The organism is Streptomyces sp. NPDC085900, assembly GCF_044540925.1.
Lineage (GTDB): Bacteria > Actinomycetota > Actinomycetes > Streptomycetales > Streptomycetaceae > Streptomyces > Streptomyces gilvifuscus.
The window spans coordinates 58,422-75,864 of the sequence record NZ_JBITSP010000011.1 but is presented as its reverse complement, the minus strand read 5'-3'; the positions used below and the strand labels follow the sequence as shown (position 1 = coordinate 75,864).

The window sequence follows — 17,443 nt, the reverse complement described above, 5'->3', positions numbered from 1 at the left end:
GCCCGGCTCCACCGGCACAGGGTGCTCCCTGTGCCGGTCCCCGGCAGAACCCCGCTGGTGGACCGTGCGCGTCAGGCGGGTACGTGCACCGTCTCCACCCGGCTGGCCACCAGCCGTTCCCGCTCCCGCCGGGCCACCCGCCCGCGCAGCCGCAGGATCTGACTGACGCCCAGCGCCTGGAGCACGAACACCGCGGAGAACGCGACGGTGTAGTCGTCGCCGGTCGCGTCCAGCAGGACGCCGATCAGGAACAGCGTGGTCATGGAGGCCACGAAACCGCCCATGTTGGTGATGCCGGAGGCCGTGCCCTGCCGCTCGGGCGGGTTGGCCGGACGGGCGAAGTCGAAGCCGATCATCGACGCCGGTCCGCAGGCCCCGAGCACCGTGCACAGCACGACCAGCAGCCACATCGGCGCGCGCTCGCCCGGCCAGGCCAGCGTCACGGCCCACATCAGCGCCGTCGCGCCGACCGTGCCGAGCGCCAGCGGCAGCCGGGCCACGTGGTGCCGGGCGACGATCTGGCCGTAGACGAGCCCGATCAGCATGTTCGACAGCACGACCAGGGTGAGCAGTTCGCCCGCCGCGGCCCGGGACAGGCCCTGCGCCTGGACCAGGAACGGCAGGCCCCACAGCAGCAGGAACACCATCGCCGGGAACTGGGTGGTGAAGTGCACCCACAGGCCGAGGCGCGTGCCCGGCTCCCGCCAGGAGGCGGCGATCTGACGGCGGACGTAGGCCGCCCCCTGGTGCGGCACGGGCTCCGGCTCATGACCCTCGGGGTGGTCCCGGAGGAACAGCAGCATCAGCACGAGGACGACGACACCGGCGAGCGCGCTGCCCGCGAACGCCGCGGTCCAGCCGACGCCGTGCAGCAGCCGGGCGATGACCAGGGTGGAGACGAGGTTGCCCGCCATGCCGACCAGGCCCGCGAGCTGGGCGACCAGCGGGCCGCGCCGGGCCGGGAACCAGCGGGTGCCGAGCCGCAGCACGCTGATGAACGTCATCGCGTCGCCGCAGCCGAGCAGGGCGCGGGAGGCGAGGGCGGTGCCGTAGGAGGGGGAGAAGGCGAAGCCGAGCTGGCCCGCGGTGAACAGCACGACCCCGATGGTCAGCACCTTCTTGGTGCCGAGCCGGTCCACCAGCAGGCCGACCGGTATCTGCATACCGGCGTAGACCAGCAGCTGCAGGATCGAGAAGGTCGACAGCGCCGAGGCGTTCACATGGAAGCGGTCGGCGGCGTCCAGGCCGGCCACGCCCAGGGACGTACGGAAGATGACGGCGACGAAGTAGACGGAGACGCCGACCGACCAGACGGCCATCGCGCGCCGGCCGCCCGGCGGATCACCCGGGAGGGTGATCGTGGCGGACGAGGAGGAGCGGCTCATCGGACCTCACCCCGGGCGAGGTGCGAGAACCAGCTGACGTGCCGGTGGACCACTCCGACCGCGGCATCCGGGTCCCCGGACCGCAGTGCCTCCAGGATCTCCTCGTGCTCGGCGAGGGTCTTGGCGATCCGGTCCGGGTGGGAGTGCATGATCGCCACGCCCATGCGCAACTGGCGGTCGCGGAGCTGGTCGTAGAGGCGGGAGAGTATCTCGTTGCCGCCGCTGCGGACGATCTCGGCGTGGAAGCAGCGGTCGGTGACGGCGGCCCCGGCCAGGTCGCCGGCGGCGGCCTGCTCCTTCTGCCTGGCCAGCAGCTCCTCCAGACGGCCGATCAGCCCGGCGGGCGCCGGTACGGCCTTGCGGGCGGCGTGCTCCTCGACCAGCAGGCGGGTCTCGACCACGTCCGCGATCTCCTGGGCGGAGACGGGCAGGACCAGCGCTCCCTTCTTCGGGTAGAGCCTGATCAGCCCCTCCACCTCCAGGCGCAGCAGCGCCTCGCGCACCGGTGTGCGCGAGACCCCGACGGCATCGGCGAGTTCACCCTCGGTCAGCAGGGTCCCGCCCTCGTAACGGCGCTCCAGGACGCCCTGCTTGACGTGCGTGTAGACGCGGTCGGCGGCAGGTGGTTGCTTCGCGGTCAGGGTGCCGGGGCTGGTCATGCGAACAGCATAGATACAACACGTACGCATGAGGATCCCCGTCCATCATCCGGACCCTTCTGTACCAAGGTCGTCACAGAAGGCAGTCCCGGCTCAGCGGGCGCACAACCATCTGTGCTAATTACGTGTCACACACGTGCGGCCCCACTTTCCCCCCTCCAACTCGGCCGCATTTCAGGGGCATTCGACGTAATCGGGGTATTTGAGTTGAAAACCGCCATCCAGGGCTTCCGTGTCCGCAGAGCCGCAGCCGTCGCCGTCACGGCCGGCGCAGTGCTCGCCACCGGAGCTCTCACCGCGGCACCGGCGCAGGCTGTCACGACGCCCACCATCACCGCCAAGGGCGGTTACCTGATGAACAGCGCCACCGGCAAGACCCTCTTCACCAAGGCCGCCGACACGAAGCGGCTCACGGCCTCCACGACGAAGATCATGACCGCGAAGGTCGTGCTCTCGCAGTCGAACCTGAACCTGGACACCAAGGTCACCATCAAGAAGGCCGTCAGCGACTACATGGTCGCCAAGGGATACCCCTCGTCGGCCCACCTGATCGTCGGCGACAAGGTCACCGTCCGTCAGCTGCTGTACGGGATGATGCTGCCGTCCGGCTGCGACGCCGCGTTCGCGCTGGCCGACAAGTTCGGTTCCGGCACGACGTCCTCGGCCCGCACCAAGAACTTCATCGGCAAGATGAACACGATGGCCAAGAGCCTCGGCATGACGAACACGCACTTCGACTCGTTCGACGGCCTCAGCAACGGCTCCAACTACTCGACGCCGCGCGACCTGACGAAGGTCGCCCGGAGCGTGATGAAGAGCACCACGTTCAAGACCGTCGTGAAGGCCAAGTCGTACACGGCGAAGACGATCACGAGCTCCGGGTCCACGCGCACGATGAGCACCTGGACGAACACCAACACGCTGCTCGGCTGGAACGGCACGCTCGGCATCAAGACCGGCTCGGGCCCCGACGCCCACTACTGCCTCGTCTTCGCCGCCACGCTGAACGGCGAGTCGGTCATCGGCGCCGTCATGACCGCCCCCTCGGCGACCGACCGCACGTCGGACGTGAAGAAGCTCATCAACTACGGCTACGCGAAGATCAGCTGACCCTTACGCATGACCGCGACGGCCGACGGTCCGTGGGACCCCGGGGTGAGCGAGCCCTCGTATCTCGCCGCCGTCCGGGAGTCCTACGACACCGTCGCCGACGCCTACGCCGAGCAGGTGCCGCGGCCGGCGGACCTGGATCCGCTGGACCGCGCACTGCTGGGCATGTTCGCCGAGACGGTACGTGAGGCCGGCCTGGGCCCGCTCGCCGACCTCGGCTGCGGGCCCGGTTTCGTGACGGCCCATCTGGCCGGCCTGGGCGCCCCCGTCTTCGGCGTCGACCTCTCGCCGAGAATGGTCGAACTGGCCCGACGCGCACATCCGGACCTCGCCTTCGCGGTGGGCTCGATGACCGCCCTCGGCATCGGCACCGGAACCCTCGGCGGCATCCTGGCCCACTACTCCACCCACCACACCCCGCCGCGGGAACTCCCCGTCCTCTACGCCGAGTTCCACCGCACCCTCGCGCCCGGCGGCCTGCTGATGCTGGCGGGCCACGCGGGCACCGGAGAACGGACCCGCCCGACACGGGCCTACGGCGGCCTCCCGGTGTCGTACGAGTCCCATCTGCTGCCCGTGGATCGGCTCGCGGAGCTGCTGGAACGGGCCGGGCTGACCGTGACCGCCCGGGTGGTGCAGGAGCCGGAGAAGCCCAGCGGGCGCACATACGTGACGTTGCTGGCACGAAAACTCGCGAACGTTCAAGCCGAATAGGTGAACTTCGCTCGCATAAGTGAACATCATTGCGCCGACTGGCATATTCGATTTTCTCCGCCCTAAGTTCCGCAGCGGAGGTGGTTCACATGATCGAACCCAGCAAGCACCGGCCCAGCCCTCGCGCGCAGCAGGACGCGATCGACGTCAGCGACTTCGTCTACGCGGCCACCGGAGCCCGCGTCCGGAGGCTGACCATGCCGGACGGGACGCACTGGTTCCCGGCGGTGGACGTGTGCAAGGAGTTGGGCTACACGACTCCTCGGAAGGCTCTCCTCGACCATGTCCCGGAGGAGCATCGAGAGATTCTCGAGACAGTGACTGGAGGTCACGGTCTCAGCGTTCCCGCAGGTAGGGAGTGGCGGCGAGACCTGAATCTGATCGATCTGCAGGGTCTGATTCTTCTCGTCAGCGCCTGTACCAAGCCAGAGTGTGCGCCCTTCAAGCAGTGGGTCGCCGAGGTGATCGAGACCGTGCAGCGAGAGGGTTCCTACAGTCTCGAGGAAGCCGAGGTGCAGCCGTCCGACCCGGGTGCGCCGACCGCCTACGTGATGCCCGAGCAGGTCGTGGAGGCCATCGTCCGGCTCGAGGCACACAATCTCCAGCTGGACGAACGGCTCGCCGATGTGCAACAGCAATCACTCGCCCTGCAACAGGAGATGGCGGAGACGCAGCGGCAGAACCTCGTCGTCCAGCAGGCCATCGCCCAGGCCATCGAACGCATCGCCGACCGGCTCGACCTCCTCACGCTCGACCGTCCAGCGGCCACACCGCGCCTCTCCGCGCAGCCGACCACGGAATCCGTCCTGGCCGACTGGCGGCAGCGGCTGTCCGTGACGTCGGACGTGTGGGCGGTGGCCGTGGTGATCGCGCCGGTTCTCGTGGAACAGGGCGAACTGCGTCAGCCGCTGGAGTCGATCGCGGCCCGGACCGGCCTCACGGTCCAGCGGGTCAACGAGTGCCTGCGGCTGCTGCGCAAGTACGCGTGCATCCATCCCCGCGGTGCCACCGAAGACGGTGCACCGGTGTATGTGCTCGACCGGCCCTGAGCCGGCGGGCGGCGCAAAGGGATGAAGGGGCGGCCGCAACGAGAGCTTGCGGCCGTCCCTTCATAGTTCAACGTATCCCGTCGCGACGGGTCACGCCCAGCTGATCAACCTCTTCGGCTGCTCCAGGATCGCCGCCACGTCGGCCAGGACCTTGGAGCCGAGTTCGCCGTCGACCAGACGGTGGTCGAAGGACAGGGCCAGGGTGGTGACCTGACGCGGCTTCACCTTGCCCTTGTGGACCCACGGCTGGAGCTTGATCGCGCCGACCGCGAGGATCGCGGACTCGCCGGGGTTGAGCAGGGGGGTCCCGGTGTCCACGCCGAAGACGCCGACGTTGGTGATGGTCACCGTGCCGCCCTGCATCGCGGCGGGCGAGGTCTTGCCCTCACGGGCCGTCGCCACCAGTTCGCCCAGGGACTGCGCCAGTTGCGGCAGCGTCTTGGCATGGGCGTCCTTGACGTTCGGCACGATCAGACCGCGTGGGGTGGCCGCCGCGATGCCCAGGTTGACGTAGTGCTTGACCACGATCTCCTGAGCCGCCTCGTCCCAGGACGCGTTGATGTCCGGGTTGCGCTTGACGGCGACCAGAAGGGCCTTGGCGATCAGCAGCAGGGGGTTCACGCGCAGGCCCGCGAACTCCTTGTCCTGCTTGAGCTCCTCGATCAGCTTCATGGTGCGCGTCACGTCCACCGTCACGAACTCCGTGACGTGCGGCGCCGTGAACGCCGAACCGACCATCGCCTGAGCCGTCGCCTTGCGCACACCCTTGATCGGCACCCGGGTCTCACGGGTCGCGTCGTACGACGCGACCGGCGCGGGAGCCGCCACGGCCGGCGTCTCCGCCGGGGCGGGGGTCGTCGCGGGGGCCGGCGCTGCCACGGCCGCGTGCACGTCGTCCCGCGTGATGATGCCGTCCGGGCCGGACGGGATCACCGTGGCCAGGTCCACGCCCAGGTCCTTGGCCAGCTTGCGCACCGGCGGCTTGGCCAGCGGGCGCGGCCGGTCGGTCGTCACCGCCGGCGCGGCGGCCGCCGGGCCGTGGCCGTTCAGCTCGGTCTGGATCGCCGTCGACGCCTGGGCGACCGCGACCTCCGGGCCCTTGCGCGGGCGGCGCTTGGTGGAGGACGTGGCGACGCCGTAGCCGACGAGGACCGGCTGGCGACCCTCGGGCTTCTTCTCCTCGGCCTCGGGGGCGGCGGGGGCCGCGCTCTCGGCCGGGGCCGGCTCCGCGGGGGCGGCGCCACCCGACACGTCGACCGAGATGATCGCCGTGCCCACGTCCACCGTGGTGCCCTCGGGGAAGCGCAGCTCCCTGACGACCCCGTCGTACGGGATGGGCAGTTCGACGGCCGCCTTGGCGGTCTCGACCTCGCACACCACCTGCCCGTCGGTGACCGTGTCACCGGGCTGGACGTACCACTTGAGGATCTCCGCCTCGGTGAGCCCCTCGCCCACGTCCGGCATCTTGAACTCGCGAACGGATGCTTCCGTCATCGTCGTCACGACCCTCTCCTCAGTACGCCAGGGCGCGGTCGACGGCGTCGAGTACCCGGTCCAGGCCAGGCAGGTACTCCTCTTCCAGGCGGGCCGGCGGGTACGGGGCGTGGTAGCCGCCCACCCGCAGCACCGGGGCCTCCAGGTGGTAGAAGCAGCGCTCGGTGATCCGGGCGGCGATCTCCGCGCCCGAGCCGAAGAACACCGGTGCCTCGTGCACGACCACCAGCCGGCGGGTCTTCTCCACCGACGCCTGGATGGCGTCGAAGTCCAGCGGCGAGACCGAGCGCAGGTCCAGCACCTCCAGGGACTTGCCCTCCTCGGCGGCCGCGTCGGCGACCTCCTGGCAGAGCTTCACCATGGGGCCGTAGGCGACCAGGGTGAGGTCCGTGCCCGCGCGGACGACCTGCGCCTTGTGCAGCGGGCCGGGGATCGCCTCGGGGTTGACCTCGGCCTTGTCCCAGTAGCGCCGCTTGGGCTCGAAGAAGATCACCGGGTCGTCGCTCTGGATGGCCTGCTGCATCATCCAGTACGCGTCGGAGGCGTTCGACGGCGAGACCACCTTCAGGCCGGCCACGTGCGCGAACAGCGACTCGGGGGACTCGGAGTGGTGCTCGACCGCGCCGATGCCGCCGCCGTAGGGGATGCGGATGACGACCGGGAGCTTGACCTTGCCCAGCGAGCGCGCGTGCATCTTCGCGAGCTGCGTGACGATCTGGTCGTAGGCGGGGAAGACGAAGCCGTCGAACTGGATCTCCACCACGGGGCGGTAGCCGCGCAGGGCGAGGCCGATCGCGGTGCCGACGATGCCGGACTCGGCCAGCGGGGTGTCGATCACCCGGCTCTCGCCGAAGTCCTTCTGCAGACCGTCCGTCACCCGGAACACGCCGCCGAGCTTGCCGACGTCCTCGCCCATGACGAGGACCTTGGGGTCGGACTCCAGGGCGCGGCGCAGCGACTCGTTGATCGCCTTGGCCAGAGCCATCTTCTCGGCTGCCATGTCAGGCCCCCTCTCCGTCGGCGAACGACGCCTGGTAGGCGGCGAACTGGGCTCGCTCCTCGTCGACGAGCGCGTGCCCGTCCGCGTACACGTTCTCGAAGATGGCGAAGTGGTCCGGGTCCGGCATGGCACGGACCGCCTCGCGCACTCGCTTGCCCAACGCCTCGGACTCGGCCTCGAGTTCCGTGAAGAATCCCTCGTCCGTGTGGTTCGAGGCCTCCAGGTACCGGCGGAGCCGCAGGATCGGGTCCTTCGCCTCCCAGGCCAGCCGCTCCTCGTCGCCCCGGTAGCGGGTGGGGTCGTCGGAGGTGGTGTGGGCGCCCATGCGGTAGGTGTAGGCCTCCACCAGCGTCGGTCCCTCACCGCTGCGGGCCCGCTCCAGCGCCCACTTGGTGACGGCCAGGACGGCCAGGACGTCGTTGCCGTCGACCCGCACGCCCGGGAAGCCGTAGCCCTGCGCGCGCTGGTACAGCGGGACGCGGGTCTGCTTCTCGGTCGGCTCGGAGATCGCCCACTGGTTGTTCTGGCAGAAGAACACCACCGGGGCGTTGTAGACCGCGGAGAAGGTGAAGGACTCCGCGACGTCGCCCTGGCTGGAGGCGCCGTCGCCGAAGTAGGCGATCACCGCGCTGTCAGCGCCGTCCTTGGCGATGCCCATGGCGTAGCCGGTGGCGTGCAGGGTCTGGGAGCCGATGACGATCGTGTAGAGCTGGAAGTTGTTGCTGTTGGGGTCCCAGCCGCCGTTGTTGACGCCGCGGAACATGCCGAGCAGGTTGGCCGGGTCGACGCCGCGGCACCAGGCGACGCCGTGCTCGCGGTAGGTGGGGAAGACGTAGTCGTCCTCGCGGGTGGCGCGGCCGGAGCCGATCTGGGCGGCCTCCTGACCGAGCAGCGACGCCCACAGCCCCAGCTCGCCCTGGCGCTGCAGCGAGGTGGCCTCGGCGTCGAAGCGGCGGGTGAGCACCATGTCGCGGTACAGGCCGCGCAGCTCATCGGGGGTGATGCCGGCGACGTACTTGTCGTACTCGGCGTTCTTGACGCGCTCGCCCTCGGGCGTCAGCAGCTGTACCAGCTCGGGCTCGGCGCCCGGCGTGTTCCTCGCGGTCGTTCGCTTGCCGGCCGTGCTCTTGGTCCCGGCGCTGCGTCGCGGCTTGCGCGCGGCAGTGCTCTCCACGGTCACGTGTGCTCCTCCGTCGGTCCGGCCACCCGGGTTCGCCGGATGCCTGGGGTTCCCCCCAGCTCCGTTCAGGAGCCTGGGGGAGCGGCTCACCTGAAGCCCTACGGACGCACAGGGTGGGTGCGCCCGGTCGGGAACAGGCGTGACAGGTGCCCCGGCGAGCGCCCTGCAGAAGGCACGTTACCCAGTGCTCCACATTTCTGTGAAACCCCTCCTGACCTGGGATTTTGCTTGGATTTCCAAGTAAATCGCAGAAGGCGGGAACAAGTCCTGGTCACAGCCTTGCAGGGGGCCGGAACAACGGCACGTTATCCCGGTGACCCAGGTCACGGGAAGGGTCCATTTCCGTGGCGGGAGATCCGCTTCCCGGGTGAGAACGGCTCCTGAGCGCCGGGCAGCGGTTCGGGACCGTGCGATCGACCGACGGTGCCCTGGATCGCCACTTCGAGCACACGCCGTGACCGAATGCGACTGCCTGTGACAACCCCCAGCTCACAGGCCTGGCCGGTGCCCTACCATCTGGCGCGTGCCGCGCTCCCATGTACCACCCCACGCGCCCCCGCTGGGCGCCCTGCTGCGCCACTACGCGGCCGGCAGCGCCGTCGACTGCGAGCCCGTCGACCAGGGACTGCTGAACCGCGGCTACCGCCTGTGCACCACCCGCGGCCGGTACTTCCTCAAGCACCACTTCGACCCCGAGACCGCCGACCCGGCCGCCATCGCCCGCCAGCACCGCGCCACCCAGCGCCTGGCCGACCTGGGCGTCCCGGTGGCACCGCCGCTGCCCGGCCGGGACGGGCGCACGGTCGCCGTGGTGGGCGGGCACGCCTACGCCCTGCATCCCTGGATCGAGGGGCGGCACCGGCACGGCGGCCAGCTCACCGCCGGCCAGTGCGCGCGGCTGGGGGCGCTCCTGGGGGTCGTACACGCGAGCCTGGAGCGGGTGATGTCGGCGCACGCGCGGGCGTGCGCGGAGGCGCCGGAGGCCGCCGACAGCGCCGATCCCGCCGACACCTTCACCCTCATCGACGACCTGCTCGGCCGGGTACGGCGCCACCACCCCGCCGACGCCTTCGACGAACTGGCCCGCCACCGGCTCCTGGAGCGGCGCGCGCTGCTGGAACAGCACGCCGACCGGCGTCCCCCGCGCGGGAGCTCGGTCGGCTGGGTGCACGGCGACTTCCACCCGTTCAACCTGCTCTACAAGGGCGACGCCCCCGCCGCGATCGTGGACTGGGACCGGCTGGGCCTGCGTCCGCGCGCCGAGGAGGCGGTCCGCGCCGCCGCGATCTTCTTCGTACGACCCGTCGGCGCGCTCGACCTGCCGAAGGTGCGGGCGTACGCGCGCGCGTACCGGCGCACGGCCGGGGCCACGCCCTCCCAGCTCGCGGCGGCCGTGCACCGCGTGTGGTGGGAGCGGCTGAACGACTTCTGGATGCTGCGCTGGCACTACGAACGCGGCGACACCCGCGCCGACCCCCAGTTCCCGGCCGCCTCGGCGCTCGCCGTGTGGTGGACGCGGGAGTACGACGCGGTGTGCGAGGCCTTCGCGGGGTGACCGAGGGTCAGAGGCCTCCGCCGAGCCCGGAGGTACCGCCGTTGTCGCTGCCGGCCGTCGGGCCCGTCGGCGTGTCCGACGGCTGCGGCGGCGCGCTCGACGTCGGCGCGGACGGCGTCGGGTCGCTCGTCGTCGGCTCGTCGGTCGGCTCGCTGCTCTTGCTCGCGGACGGCGTGGACGACGGGGTGTAAGAGGGCGTGTAGTCGCCCGATCCGTTGCCCGCGGTGCCGCTGTCCGTGGACGTGTCCGTGGGCTGGTCGGTCGACTCGTCGCTCGGCGTCTCGGAGGCCGTGTCGTCCTTGGTGGACTGCGAGGTGGTCGGCGACTTCGTGGGCTTCCCGCCGCCCGAGCCGCCGGTGTTCTGCAGCGCCAGCGCGACGCCCGCGGCGATCGCGATCACCGCGAGGACGGCCAGGATCCACAGCTTGCCGCGGCCGCTGCCCCGGTTGCCGTGCCCCTCGAAGCCGCCGTCGTCCCCGCCGCCGTAGCCCTGGGGCAGGATCGGCTGCGGGATCTGCGTGGTGCCCGCGCCCGAGTCGGCGGGGTGGGGCATCACGGTCGTGCCGGCGAAGCCCGCGGCCGGGGTGTGCCGGCCCTCGTGCACGGCCACCGGGCCGGTGTTCCAGGTGCCGGTGTGGCCGCCCTGGTCGTAGAGCATCTGCAGGCCGTACTGGACCAGACCGCGCATCTCCTCGGCGGTCTGGAAGCGGTCGTCGGGCTCCTTGGCGAGGGAGCGCATGACCAGGCCGTCCAGCTCCGGCGGGCAGCCGCCGTCGGAGACCTGCGACGGCGGCACGGGGATGTCCTGGACGTGCTGGTAGACCACCGACAGCGGGGTCTCGCCGACGAACGGGGGCCTGAGGGCGAGGAGTTCGTAGAGCAGGCAGCCGGTCGCGTACAGGTCGGAGCGGTGGTCGACGGCCTTGCCGAGCGCCTGCTCCGGGGAGAGGTACTGCGGGGTGCCCATGACCATGCCGGTCTGCGTCATCGTCGTGGACGCGCCGTGCAGGGCGCGGGCGATGCCGAAGTCCATCACCTTGACGGCGCCGTTGTTGGTGATGATGACGTTCGCCGGCTTGATGTCGCGGTGCACGATGCCGTGCTGGTGCGAGTAGGCCAGCGCCTCCAGGACACCGGAGACGATGATCAGGGCCTGCTCGGGGCCCGGCGCCTCGGCGTTGAGCAGGAGGTCGCGGATGGTGCGGCCCTCGACGATCTCCATCACGATGTAGGGGACGCTCTGGCCGCCCACGTAGTCCTCGCCGGAGTCGTACACGGCGACGATGGAGTGGTGGTTGAGGCCGGCCACCGACTGCGCCTCACGCGTGAAGCGGGCCTTGGAGACCGGATCCTCGGCGAGGTCGGCGCGCAGCAGCTTCACCGCGACGGTGCGCCCCAGACGCACGTCCTCCGCGGCGAACACCTCCGCCATGCCGCCCCGGCCGAGTCTGCGGGTCAGCCGATATCGGCCGTCGCCGACCAGGCCGCCGTTGCCCCACATCTCCGGCGCATCTGACATACCGCCGCCAGTCGCCTCGGGGTCGGACGGGCCCTGAGCGCGCTGCTGCTGCTCCATCAGTCCTCGCCGTCGTTTCTGCCCGCGGTGCGCGCGGTGTTGTTACGGTCTCCGTCGGCCACGCTACAGCCTCAACGCAAGCCGCCGGTCCGAGAAGGGGACCGGAACCGGCACGAGACGGACCGGCCATCAAACCGTCACCCGGTGCCCACGTGCAAATTTCGTGTACCGGCCGTACAGCCTCTGTAACGCTCGCGCGACGCTTCTTTCGCGTACGGTCACGGATCGGGCACCGCGCTTGACGTGTCAGTGCCCTCGGGCAGACTTGGCCGGGAATGAGCCATTCGATCAGCAACGAGCGGGCCGGCGCCGGAAGGCCGATGGGGGACACGGACACATGAGCCAGGACGGCGCACAGGACCGGTACGCGGGTCAGTCGCTCGCCGGCGGCCGCTATCAGTTGCGCGACTTGCTCGGCCAGGGCGGCATGGCCGCCGTGCATCTCGCCTACGACTCGGTGCTCGACCGGCAGGTCGCGATCAAGACCCTGCACACCGAACTGGGCCGGGAGCAGGCCTTCCGGGAGCGCTTCCGCCGTGAGGCGCAGGCGGTGGCCAAGCTCACGCACACCAACATCGTCTCCGTCTTCGACACCGGCGAGGACACCGTCGCCGACGCCACGACGCCGTACATCGTCATGGAGTACGTCGAGGGCCGCCCGCTCGGTTCCGTGCTCGACGAGGACGTACGGCAGTTCGGCGCGATGCCCGCCGACAAGGCGCTCAAGGTCACCGCGGACGTGCTGGCCGCGCTGGAGATCAGTCACGAGATGGGCCTGGTCCACCGGGACATCAAGCCGGGCAACGTGATGGTGACCAAGCGCGGCGTGGTCAAGGTGATGGACTTCGGCATCGCCCGCGCCATGCAGTCCGGCGTCACCTCCATGACGCAGACCGGCATGGTCGTCGGCACCCCGCAGTACCTCTCGCCCGAGCAGGCCCTCGGCCGCGGGGTCGACGCCCGCTCCGATCTGTACTCGGTCGGCATCATGCTGTTCCAACTGGTCACCGGGCGGCTGCCGTTCGACGCGGACTCGCCGCTGGCGATCGCCTACGCGCATGTGCAGGAGGAGCCGGTCGCCCCCTCCTCCATCAACCGCTCGCTGCCGCCCGCGGTGGACGCGCTGATCGCCCGCGCGCTGAGGAAGAACCCGAACGAACGCTTCCCGAACGCCGTCGCCATGCGGGACGAGTGCCTGCGCGTGGCCGCCTCCTTCCAGGCCGCCCCGCCGAGCATCGTCACCGGCACGCCGAGCACGAGCGGCGCCGGTGTCGGGGCCGCGGTGTTCCCGCCGGTCAGCCAGGCGACCCCGCCGCCCGGCCCGGTCCAGACGCCGTACCAGCCGACCCCGGTGCCCAACCCGTACGGCACGCCCGCGCCGACTCCGTCGTACGGCTATCCGCAGCAGGGCGGCTACCAGACCCCGGCGCCCTACACCCAGCAGCCGCAGACCCCGCCGCCGTACAACATCACGCCGCAGCCCTCGACGCCCGTCCCCTCGTCCGGCGACCGGGGCAACAAGCCGGTGATCGTCATCTCGATCATCGTCGGGATCATCGCCGTCACCGGCCTGCTGGCGGCGCTGCTGTTCAACAGCGGCGGGAGCGGCAGCAACGACAACAACAGCGGGGGCAGCGGCGGTGCCGGCGCCGACCCGACCACGTCGACCACGCACGCGGCGGACTACCGCGGACCGGACAAGACCAAGGTGATCGACAAGACGGAGTGCACGGACCCGCAGGAGTCGTACACCGACGAGAACAAGATCGAGGTCCCGGACTTCCGGTTCAAGTACATCGACTCGGTGAAGGCCTGCCTGGACGCGGCCGGCTGGTCGTACAAGGTCGAGAACTACGACGAGAACACCTACGGCGAGGGCGCGGTCATCGACCAGGACCCGGCCGCCGACACGGACGTCGACCCGGACAGCATGCCGACGATCACGCTCCAGGTCTCGACCGGCAACCCGTCCTGACCCCGCGCACGAACGAAGGGCCCGGCAGCCTCCTGGCCGCCGGGCCCTGTGCTTGTCCGTCCGTACATTCCCGGGGGCCGGTACGTCCTTACAGGTAAGGTCCGCCCGAACGGCCCTGCGCGTGGCCGTCCTCGCCCATCTCATGACCGCCGACGCCCGGCGGGAGGGCGCGGCGCATCTGCTCCAGCTGGGCGCGCGCGGCCATCTGCTGGGCGAACAGCGTGGTCTGGATGCCGTGGAAGAGGCCCTCCAGCCAGCCCACCAACTGGGCCTGCGCGATCCGCAGTTCGGCGTCGCTGGGGGTGCCCTCGTCCTGGAACGGCAGGGACAGCCGCTCCAGCTCCTCCACCAGCTCCGGCGCCAGACCGTCCTCCAGCTCCTTCACCGAGCTGCGGTGGATGTCCTTGAGCCGGGCCCGGCTCGCCTCGTCCAGAGGAGCCGCGCGCACCTCCTCCAGGAGCTGCTTGATCATGCTGCCGATCCGCATCACCTTGGCCGGCTGCTCGACCTGCTCCGTCACCGGAATCTCGCGGGAGTCGTCGTCGCCTCCGCCGCCAATCGCCATGCCGTCCTGGCCCACGACCAGGATCTGTGGATTCTCCGGCGACCGTTCGTTCCTCGGCATCTCCATGCCGCCATTCTCTCGCACCCGTGCATCTCATCACCGTGGTGCCCCCCGTGAAGGGTGATCCACCGTTTCCGGCGCCGGGGATTGCGTCACGCGCCGCCCTCCTTCGTGACGGTCAGCCGCAGCAGCCGGGTCTCGCAGTGCTCCAGCCAGCGGATCTCGGCCTCCGTGTGGCAGATCAGCTGCTCCAGCACCAGCAGCCGCGCCACCTCGTCCGTCCGGGCGGGCGTCCCTGACAGCACCTGGGCCCGCTGCCGCACGTACTCGTGCAGCGCGTCCGTCACGTGCCGGCGCTGCACCTCGACGACCTTCCGTATGTCGACGCCTGGCGCCCCGACCGCCATGGCCAGCTTGATCGCCAGCTCGTCGCGCGGCGGACTGGCCCGTTCGACGGGCCGGGTGAACCAGGCCCGCAGCTCGGCCCGCCCGGCCGGGGTCAGCGCGTACAGCACCCGCCCGGCCTCGTCCTCGCCCTCCTGCGCCACCATCCCGTCCCGTTCCAGCCGGCCGAGCGTCGTGTAGACCTGCCCGATGTTGAGCGGCCAGGTCGCCCCCGTCCGCTCCTCGAACTCGGTCCGCAGCCGCGAGCCGTAGCGGGGGCCGCGTTCCAGGAGCGCCAGGAGCCCGTGACGTATCGACATACCCGGATTGTGCAGTGGGTCCGGCTTGTTTGGCGGATCCCGGAATGCCGGGCGGCCCCCATGGTGTGACGCTGGTCACGTGACTCGATGGCTGCGTGACGCGGGGGCTTCAGGACTGCTGGTGGCGGTGGGGGTGCTGGGGCCGCTGTGCGCGGGCGGGGTGTCGTACGCCGGTGTGCCGGCGGCCGGGGCGGGGGGCGGCCACGGGGCTCCCGGGCCGTATGCCTCCTCGGCCCCGCGGTGGGACGGCGGCGGTCCGGCGCCGTGGACGCGAGAGACGGACCGGGCGCACGGGAGCGCGCCGGCGCGGGCCGGAGCTCCCGCGCACCGCGTCGACCCGCACGAGGCCGTACGGGTGCCCGTCCCCGTACCTTCCAGGGACGGGCGCGCCGCCGAACCGTCACGGGCCGGGAGTGTGGCCGGGCAGGGGCGGCAGCGGCCCGGACGGCCGGAGGAGGACACGCCCACGGCCGATCCGACGGATCAGGGGCAGGACGAGGCGAACACGGCCGACCCGGAGGAGAACGCGGACGACGGAGGTGCCGTCGAGAGCCCGGAGGCCGTCGGATCGGCTCCGGCCGGGCCGATCACCCCCGCGGCCTCGTCCGGGCCGGTCCGGCAGGCCGTCACGCGTGCCGTGGCCCCCACCGAGCCCGTCCTGCGGATCCTGCCGCTGGGCAGCGGCCTGGTCCTGATCGGTCTCGGCCTGGGCCTCGCCTTCGTCGGACTACGGCTGCGGCGGGCGTAGCGCCTTCCGCCGCCCCGGGCCTCACACGACCAGCAGCACCTTCCCCATGTGCCCGCTCTCCTCGACCACGCGGTGCGCGGCCGCCGCGTCGCTCATCGGCACTTCGCGGTCGACGACCGGACGGACGTGGCCGCCGGTCAGCAGGGGCCAGACGTGTTCGCGTACGGCCGCCACGATCGCCGCCTTCTCACCGAGCGGACGGGCCCGCAGCGAGGTAGCGCTGATGGCGGCGCGCTTGTTCAGCAGCGCGGCGATGTTCAGCTCGCCCTTGATGCCGCCCTGCATGCCGATGATCGCGAGCCGGCCGTTGACGGCGAGGGCCTGGACGTTCCGGTCGAGGTACTTGGCGCCCATGTTGTCGAGGATGACGTCGGCACCGGCCCCGTCCGTGGCCCGCTCGATCTCCTCGACGAAGTCCTGCTCCCGGTAGTTGACCAGGATGTCGGCGCCCAGCTCGGCGCAGCGGTCCAGCTTCTCCTTGGTGCCCGCGGTCACGGCGACCTTGGCGCCGACGGCCTTGGCGAGCTGGATGGCCATCGTGCCGATGCCGCTGGAGCCGCCGTGCACCAGCAGCGTCTCCCCCGGCCGCAGGTGAGCGATCATGAAGACGTTCGACCAGACGGTGCACACCACCTCGGGCAGCGCGGCCGCCTGCCGCAGCTCCACCCCTTCGGGCACCGGCAGCAGCTGGCCTGCCGGAACGACGACCTTCTCGGCGTAACCGCCGCCCGAGAGCAGCGCGCACACCTCGTCGCCGACGGACCATCCGGAGACGCCCGGGCCGAGCGCGGCGATCCGGCCGGAGCACTCCAGGCCGGGGTACGCGGACGCGCCGGGAGGCGGGTTGTAGAAGCCCTGCCGCTGCAGGATGTCGGCGCGGTTGACGGCGCTGGCCACCACCTCGACCAGGACCTCGCCCTCACCGGCCTCCGGATCGGGGACCTCGTCCCACACCAGCGCCTCGGGTCCACCAGGTTCGGGAATCGTGATCGCATGCATGTAGGCGACGCTACCCCTCGGCCGTGTCAGTCCCGCGGTATGGGCCGCACGTCGGGCGTGACCTTCGCGTCGTGCGTCGCCCGCACGATCGTGATCAGACGGTCCGTCAACTGCAGGGTGCCGATCGCGGGATCGTCGTATCCGAGCACCCGGTGTCCGCGTACGACGCTCACCACCAGGTCGTCGGTCTCCCGCGGTCCCCTGCCCACCTCGGCCTTCACCACCGGCCGTTCGACCATGTCGAGCCCGCTGCCCTGCTGGATGAGGTCCTCCATCACCATGCCGGCGGCGGGGCTGAGCACGGACAGGCCGAGCAGCCGGCCGGCCGCGCTGGCGCTGGTGATGACGGCGTCGGCGCCGGACTGCTGCAGCAGCGGGGCGTTCTCCTCCTCGCGCACCGCGGCCACGATCTTCGCCCCCCGGTTGAGCTGCCGGGCCGTCAGCGTCACCAGCACCGCCGTGTCGTCGCGCTGGGTCGCGATGATGATCTGCCGCGCCCGCTGCACCTCGGCCCGCTTGAGGACCTCGCTGCGGGTCGCGTCGCCTATGACACCCGCGTAGCCGTCGGCCGTCGCCGCGTCGATCACCTTGGAGCTGGGGTCGACCACGACGACCTGCTCCTTCCTCAGTCCCGTCGCGCAGACGGTCTGGATCGCCGAGCGCCCCTTGGTGCCGAAGCCGACGACGACAGTGTGATCGCGCAAGGTGGACCTCCAGCGATTCACCGAAT

15 protein-coding genes and 1 pseudogene are annotated in these 17,443 nt (G+C 70.9%); 6 read left to right on the top strand and 10 right to left on the bottom strand.

The window, feature by feature from the left end; translation table 11 throughout:
• Positions 1–71 precede the first annotated feature (71 nt).
• Positions 72–1,385: a nitrate/nitrite transporter gene (locus ACIGDI_RS32165; protein WP_399903996.1), complete on the bottom strand. Its 1,314-nt coding sequence runs from the start codon at positions 1,383–1,385 to the stop codon at positions 72–74.
• Positions 1,382–2,044 carry a GntR family transcriptional regulator gene (locus ACIGDI_RS32160; RefSeq protein WP_399903993.1) on the bottom strand — a complete coding sequence of 221 codons (663 nt, stop codon included), beginning with the start codon at positions 2,042–2,044 and terminating at the stop codon, positions 1,382–1,384. The genes ACIGDI_RS32165 and ACIGDI_RS32160 overlap by 4 nt, the downstream gene beginning before the upstream one ends.
• 207 nt (positions 2,045–2,251) lie before the next feature.
• On the opposite strand from ACIGDI_RS32160, the gene ACIGDI_RS32155 reads away from it, so the two are divergent.
• The 3 genes from ACIGDI_RS32155 to ACIGDI_RS32145 all read left to right on the top strand — a co-directional run bounded on the left by ACIGDI_RS32155 (position 2,252) and on the right by ACIGDI_RS32145 (position 4,917).
• Positions 2,252–3,154, top strand: a complete 903-nt coding sequence (locus tag ACIGDI_RS32155; RefSeq protein ID WP_399903990.1) for a D-alanyl-D-alanine carboxypeptidase family protein — start codon at positions 2,252–2,254, stop codon at positions 3,152–3,154.
• 45 nt (positions 3,155–3,199) lie between these two features.
• Positions 3,200–3,868 carry a class I SAM-dependent methyltransferase gene (locus tag ACIGDI_RS32150; protein ID WP_399904555.1) on the top strand — a complete coding sequence of 223 codons (669 nt, stop codon included), beginning with the start codon at positions 3,200–3,202 and terminating at the stop codon, positions 3,866–3,868.
• A gap of 89 nt (positions 3,869–3,957) precedes the next feature.
• Positions 3,958–4,917, top strand: coding sequence for a Bro-N domain-containing protein (locus ACIGDI_RS32145; RefSeq protein WP_399903987.1), 960 nt, complete (start codon positions 3,958–3,960; stop codon positions 4,915–4,917).
• Positions 4,918–5,007: 90 nt separating this feature from the next.
• Here the strand turns inward: ACIGDI_RS32145 and ACIGDI_RS32140 are convergent, their stop codons facing one another.
• Genes ACIGDI_RS32140 through pdhA form a run of 3 tightly spaced genes read right to left on the bottom strand, consistent with a single transcriptional unit; the run spans position 5,008 to position 8,591 of the window.
• Positions 5,008–6,420, bottom strand: coding sequence for a dihydrolipoamide acetyltransferase family protein (locus ACIGDI_RS32140; protein ID WP_399903985.1), 1,413 nt, complete (start codon positions 6,418–6,420; stop codon positions 5,008–5,010).
• Positions 6,421–6,430: 10 nt separating this feature from the next.
• On the bottom strand, positions 6,431–7,411 hold the full coding sequence (locus ACIGDI_RS32135; RefSeq protein ID WP_058924242.1) for an alpha-ketoacid dehydrogenase subunit beta: 981 nt from the start codon (positions 7,409–7,411) through the stop codon (positions 6,431–6,433).
• Between the two features lies 1 nt (position 7,412).
• Positions 7,413–8,591: a pyruvate dehydrogenase (acetyl-transferring) E1 component subunit alpha gene (gene pdhA, locus ACIGDI_RS32130; protein ID WP_399903981.1), complete on the bottom strand. Its 1,179-nt coding sequence runs from the start codon at positions 8,589–8,591 to the stop codon at positions 7,413–7,415.
• Between the two features lie 523 nt (positions 8,592–9,114).
• Between pdhA and ACIGDI_RS32125 the strand changes: the two genes are divergently transcribed.
• Complete coding sequence (locus tag ACIGDI_RS32125; protein WP_399903978.1) at positions 9,115–10,146, top strand: phosphotransferase; 1,032 nt, start codon at positions 9,115–9,117, stop codon at positions 10,144–10,146.
• 7 nt (positions 10,147–10,153) lie between these two features.
• On the opposite strand, the gene ACIGDI_RS32120 is transcribed toward ACIGDI_RS32125, so the two are convergent.
• On the bottom strand, positions 10,154–11,722 hold the full coding sequence (locus tag ACIGDI_RS32120; protein WP_399903975.1) for a protein kinase: 1,569 nt from the start codon (positions 11,720–11,722) through the stop codon (positions 10,154–10,156).
• Between the two features lie 337 nt (positions 11,723–12,059).
• Between ACIGDI_RS32120 and ACIGDI_RS32115 the strand changes: the two genes are divergently transcribed.
• Entirely contained in the window at positions 12,060–13,697 is a 1,638-nt protein-coding gene (locus ACIGDI_RS32115) for a protein kinase (RefSeq protein ID WP_399903972.1), read from the top strand.
• An 88-nt stretch (positions 13,698–13,785) separates the two neighbouring features.
• On the opposite strand, the gene ACIGDI_RS32110 is transcribed toward ACIGDI_RS32115, so the two are convergent.
• Both ACIGDI_RS32110 and ACIGDI_RS32105 read right to left on the bottom strand, forming a co-directional pair.
• Positions 13,786–14,328, bottom strand: coding sequence for a bacterial proteasome activator family protein (locus tag ACIGDI_RS32110; RefSeq protein ID WP_200702565.1), 543 nt, complete (start codon positions 14,326–14,328; stop codon positions 13,786–13,788).
• A gap of 86 nt (positions 14,329–14,414) precedes the next feature.
• Entirely contained in the window at positions 14,415–14,966 is a 552-nt protein-coding gene (locus ACIGDI_RS32105) for a PadR family transcriptional regulator (protein WP_399903968.1), read from the bottom strand.
• Between the two features lie 79 nt (positions 14,967–15,045).
• Between ACIGDI_RS32105 and ACIGDI_RS32100 the strand changes: the two genes are divergently transcribed.
• Positions 15,046–15,714 (top strand): hypothetical protein, encoded by a 669-nt coding sequence (locus ACIGDI_RS32100; protein WP_399903965.1) that lies wholly within the window; start codon positions 15,046–15,048, stop codon positions 15,712–15,714.
• 21 nt (positions 15,715–15,735) lie between these two features.
• Here ACIGDI_RS32100 and ACIGDI_RS32095 read toward each other — a convergent pair whose 3' ends face one another.
• Both ACIGDI_RS32095 and ACIGDI_RS32090 read right to left on the bottom strand, forming a co-directional pair.
• Complete coding sequence (locus ACIGDI_RS32095; RefSeq protein WP_399903962.1) at positions 15,736–16,713, bottom strand: NAD(P)H-quinone oxidoreductase; 978 nt, start codon at positions 16,711–16,713, stop codon at positions 15,736–15,738.
• A 26-nt stretch (positions 16,714–16,739) separates the two neighbouring features.
• Positions 16,740–17,438 (bottom strand): annotated as a pseudogene (locus tag ACIGDI_RS32090) (potassium channel family protein); the annotation flags it as partial.
• Positions 17,439–17,443: the final 5 nt, after the last annotated feature.

Bases quoted from the DNA above. Each gene is read 5' to 3' on its own strand.
- ACIGDI_RS32165 (WP_399903996.1), bottom strand. From the start codon at position 1,385: ATGAGCCGCTCCTCCTCGTCCGCCACGATCACCCTCCCGGGTGATCCG.
- ACIGDI_RS32160 (WP_399903993.1), bottom strand. From the start codon at position 2,044: ATGACCAGCCCCGGCACCCTGACCGCGAAGCAACCACCTGCCGCCGAC.
- ACIGDI_RS32145 (WP_399903987.1), top strand. From the start codon at position 3,958: ATGATCGAACCCAGCAAGCACCGGCCCAGCCCTCGCGCGCAGCAGGAC.
- ACIGDI_RS32135 (WP_058924242.1), bottom strand. From the start codon at position 7,411: ATGGCAGCCGAGAAGATGGCTCTGGCCAAGGCGATCAACGAGTCGCTG.
- ACIGDI_RS32120 (WP_399903975.1), bottom strand. From the start codon at position 11,722: ATGGAGCAGCAGCAGCGCGCTCAGGGCCCGTCCGACCCCGAGGCGACT.
- ACIGDI_RS32115 (WP_399903972.1), top strand. From the start codon at position 12,060: ATGAGCCAGGACGGCGCACAGGACCGGTACGCGGGTCAGTCGCTCGCC.
- ACIGDI_RS32110 (WP_200702565.1), bottom strand. From the start codon at position 14,328: ATGGAGATGCCGAGGAACGAACGGTCGCCGGAGAATCCACAGATCCTG.
- ACIGDI_RS32105 (WP_399903968.1), bottom strand. From the start codon at position 14,966: ATGTCGATACGTCACGGGCTCCTGGCGCTCCTGGAACGCGGCCCCCGC.
- ACIGDI_RS32095 (WP_399903962.1), bottom strand. From the start codon at position 16,713: ATGCATGCGATCACGATTCCCGAACCTGGTGGACCCGAGGCGCTGGTG.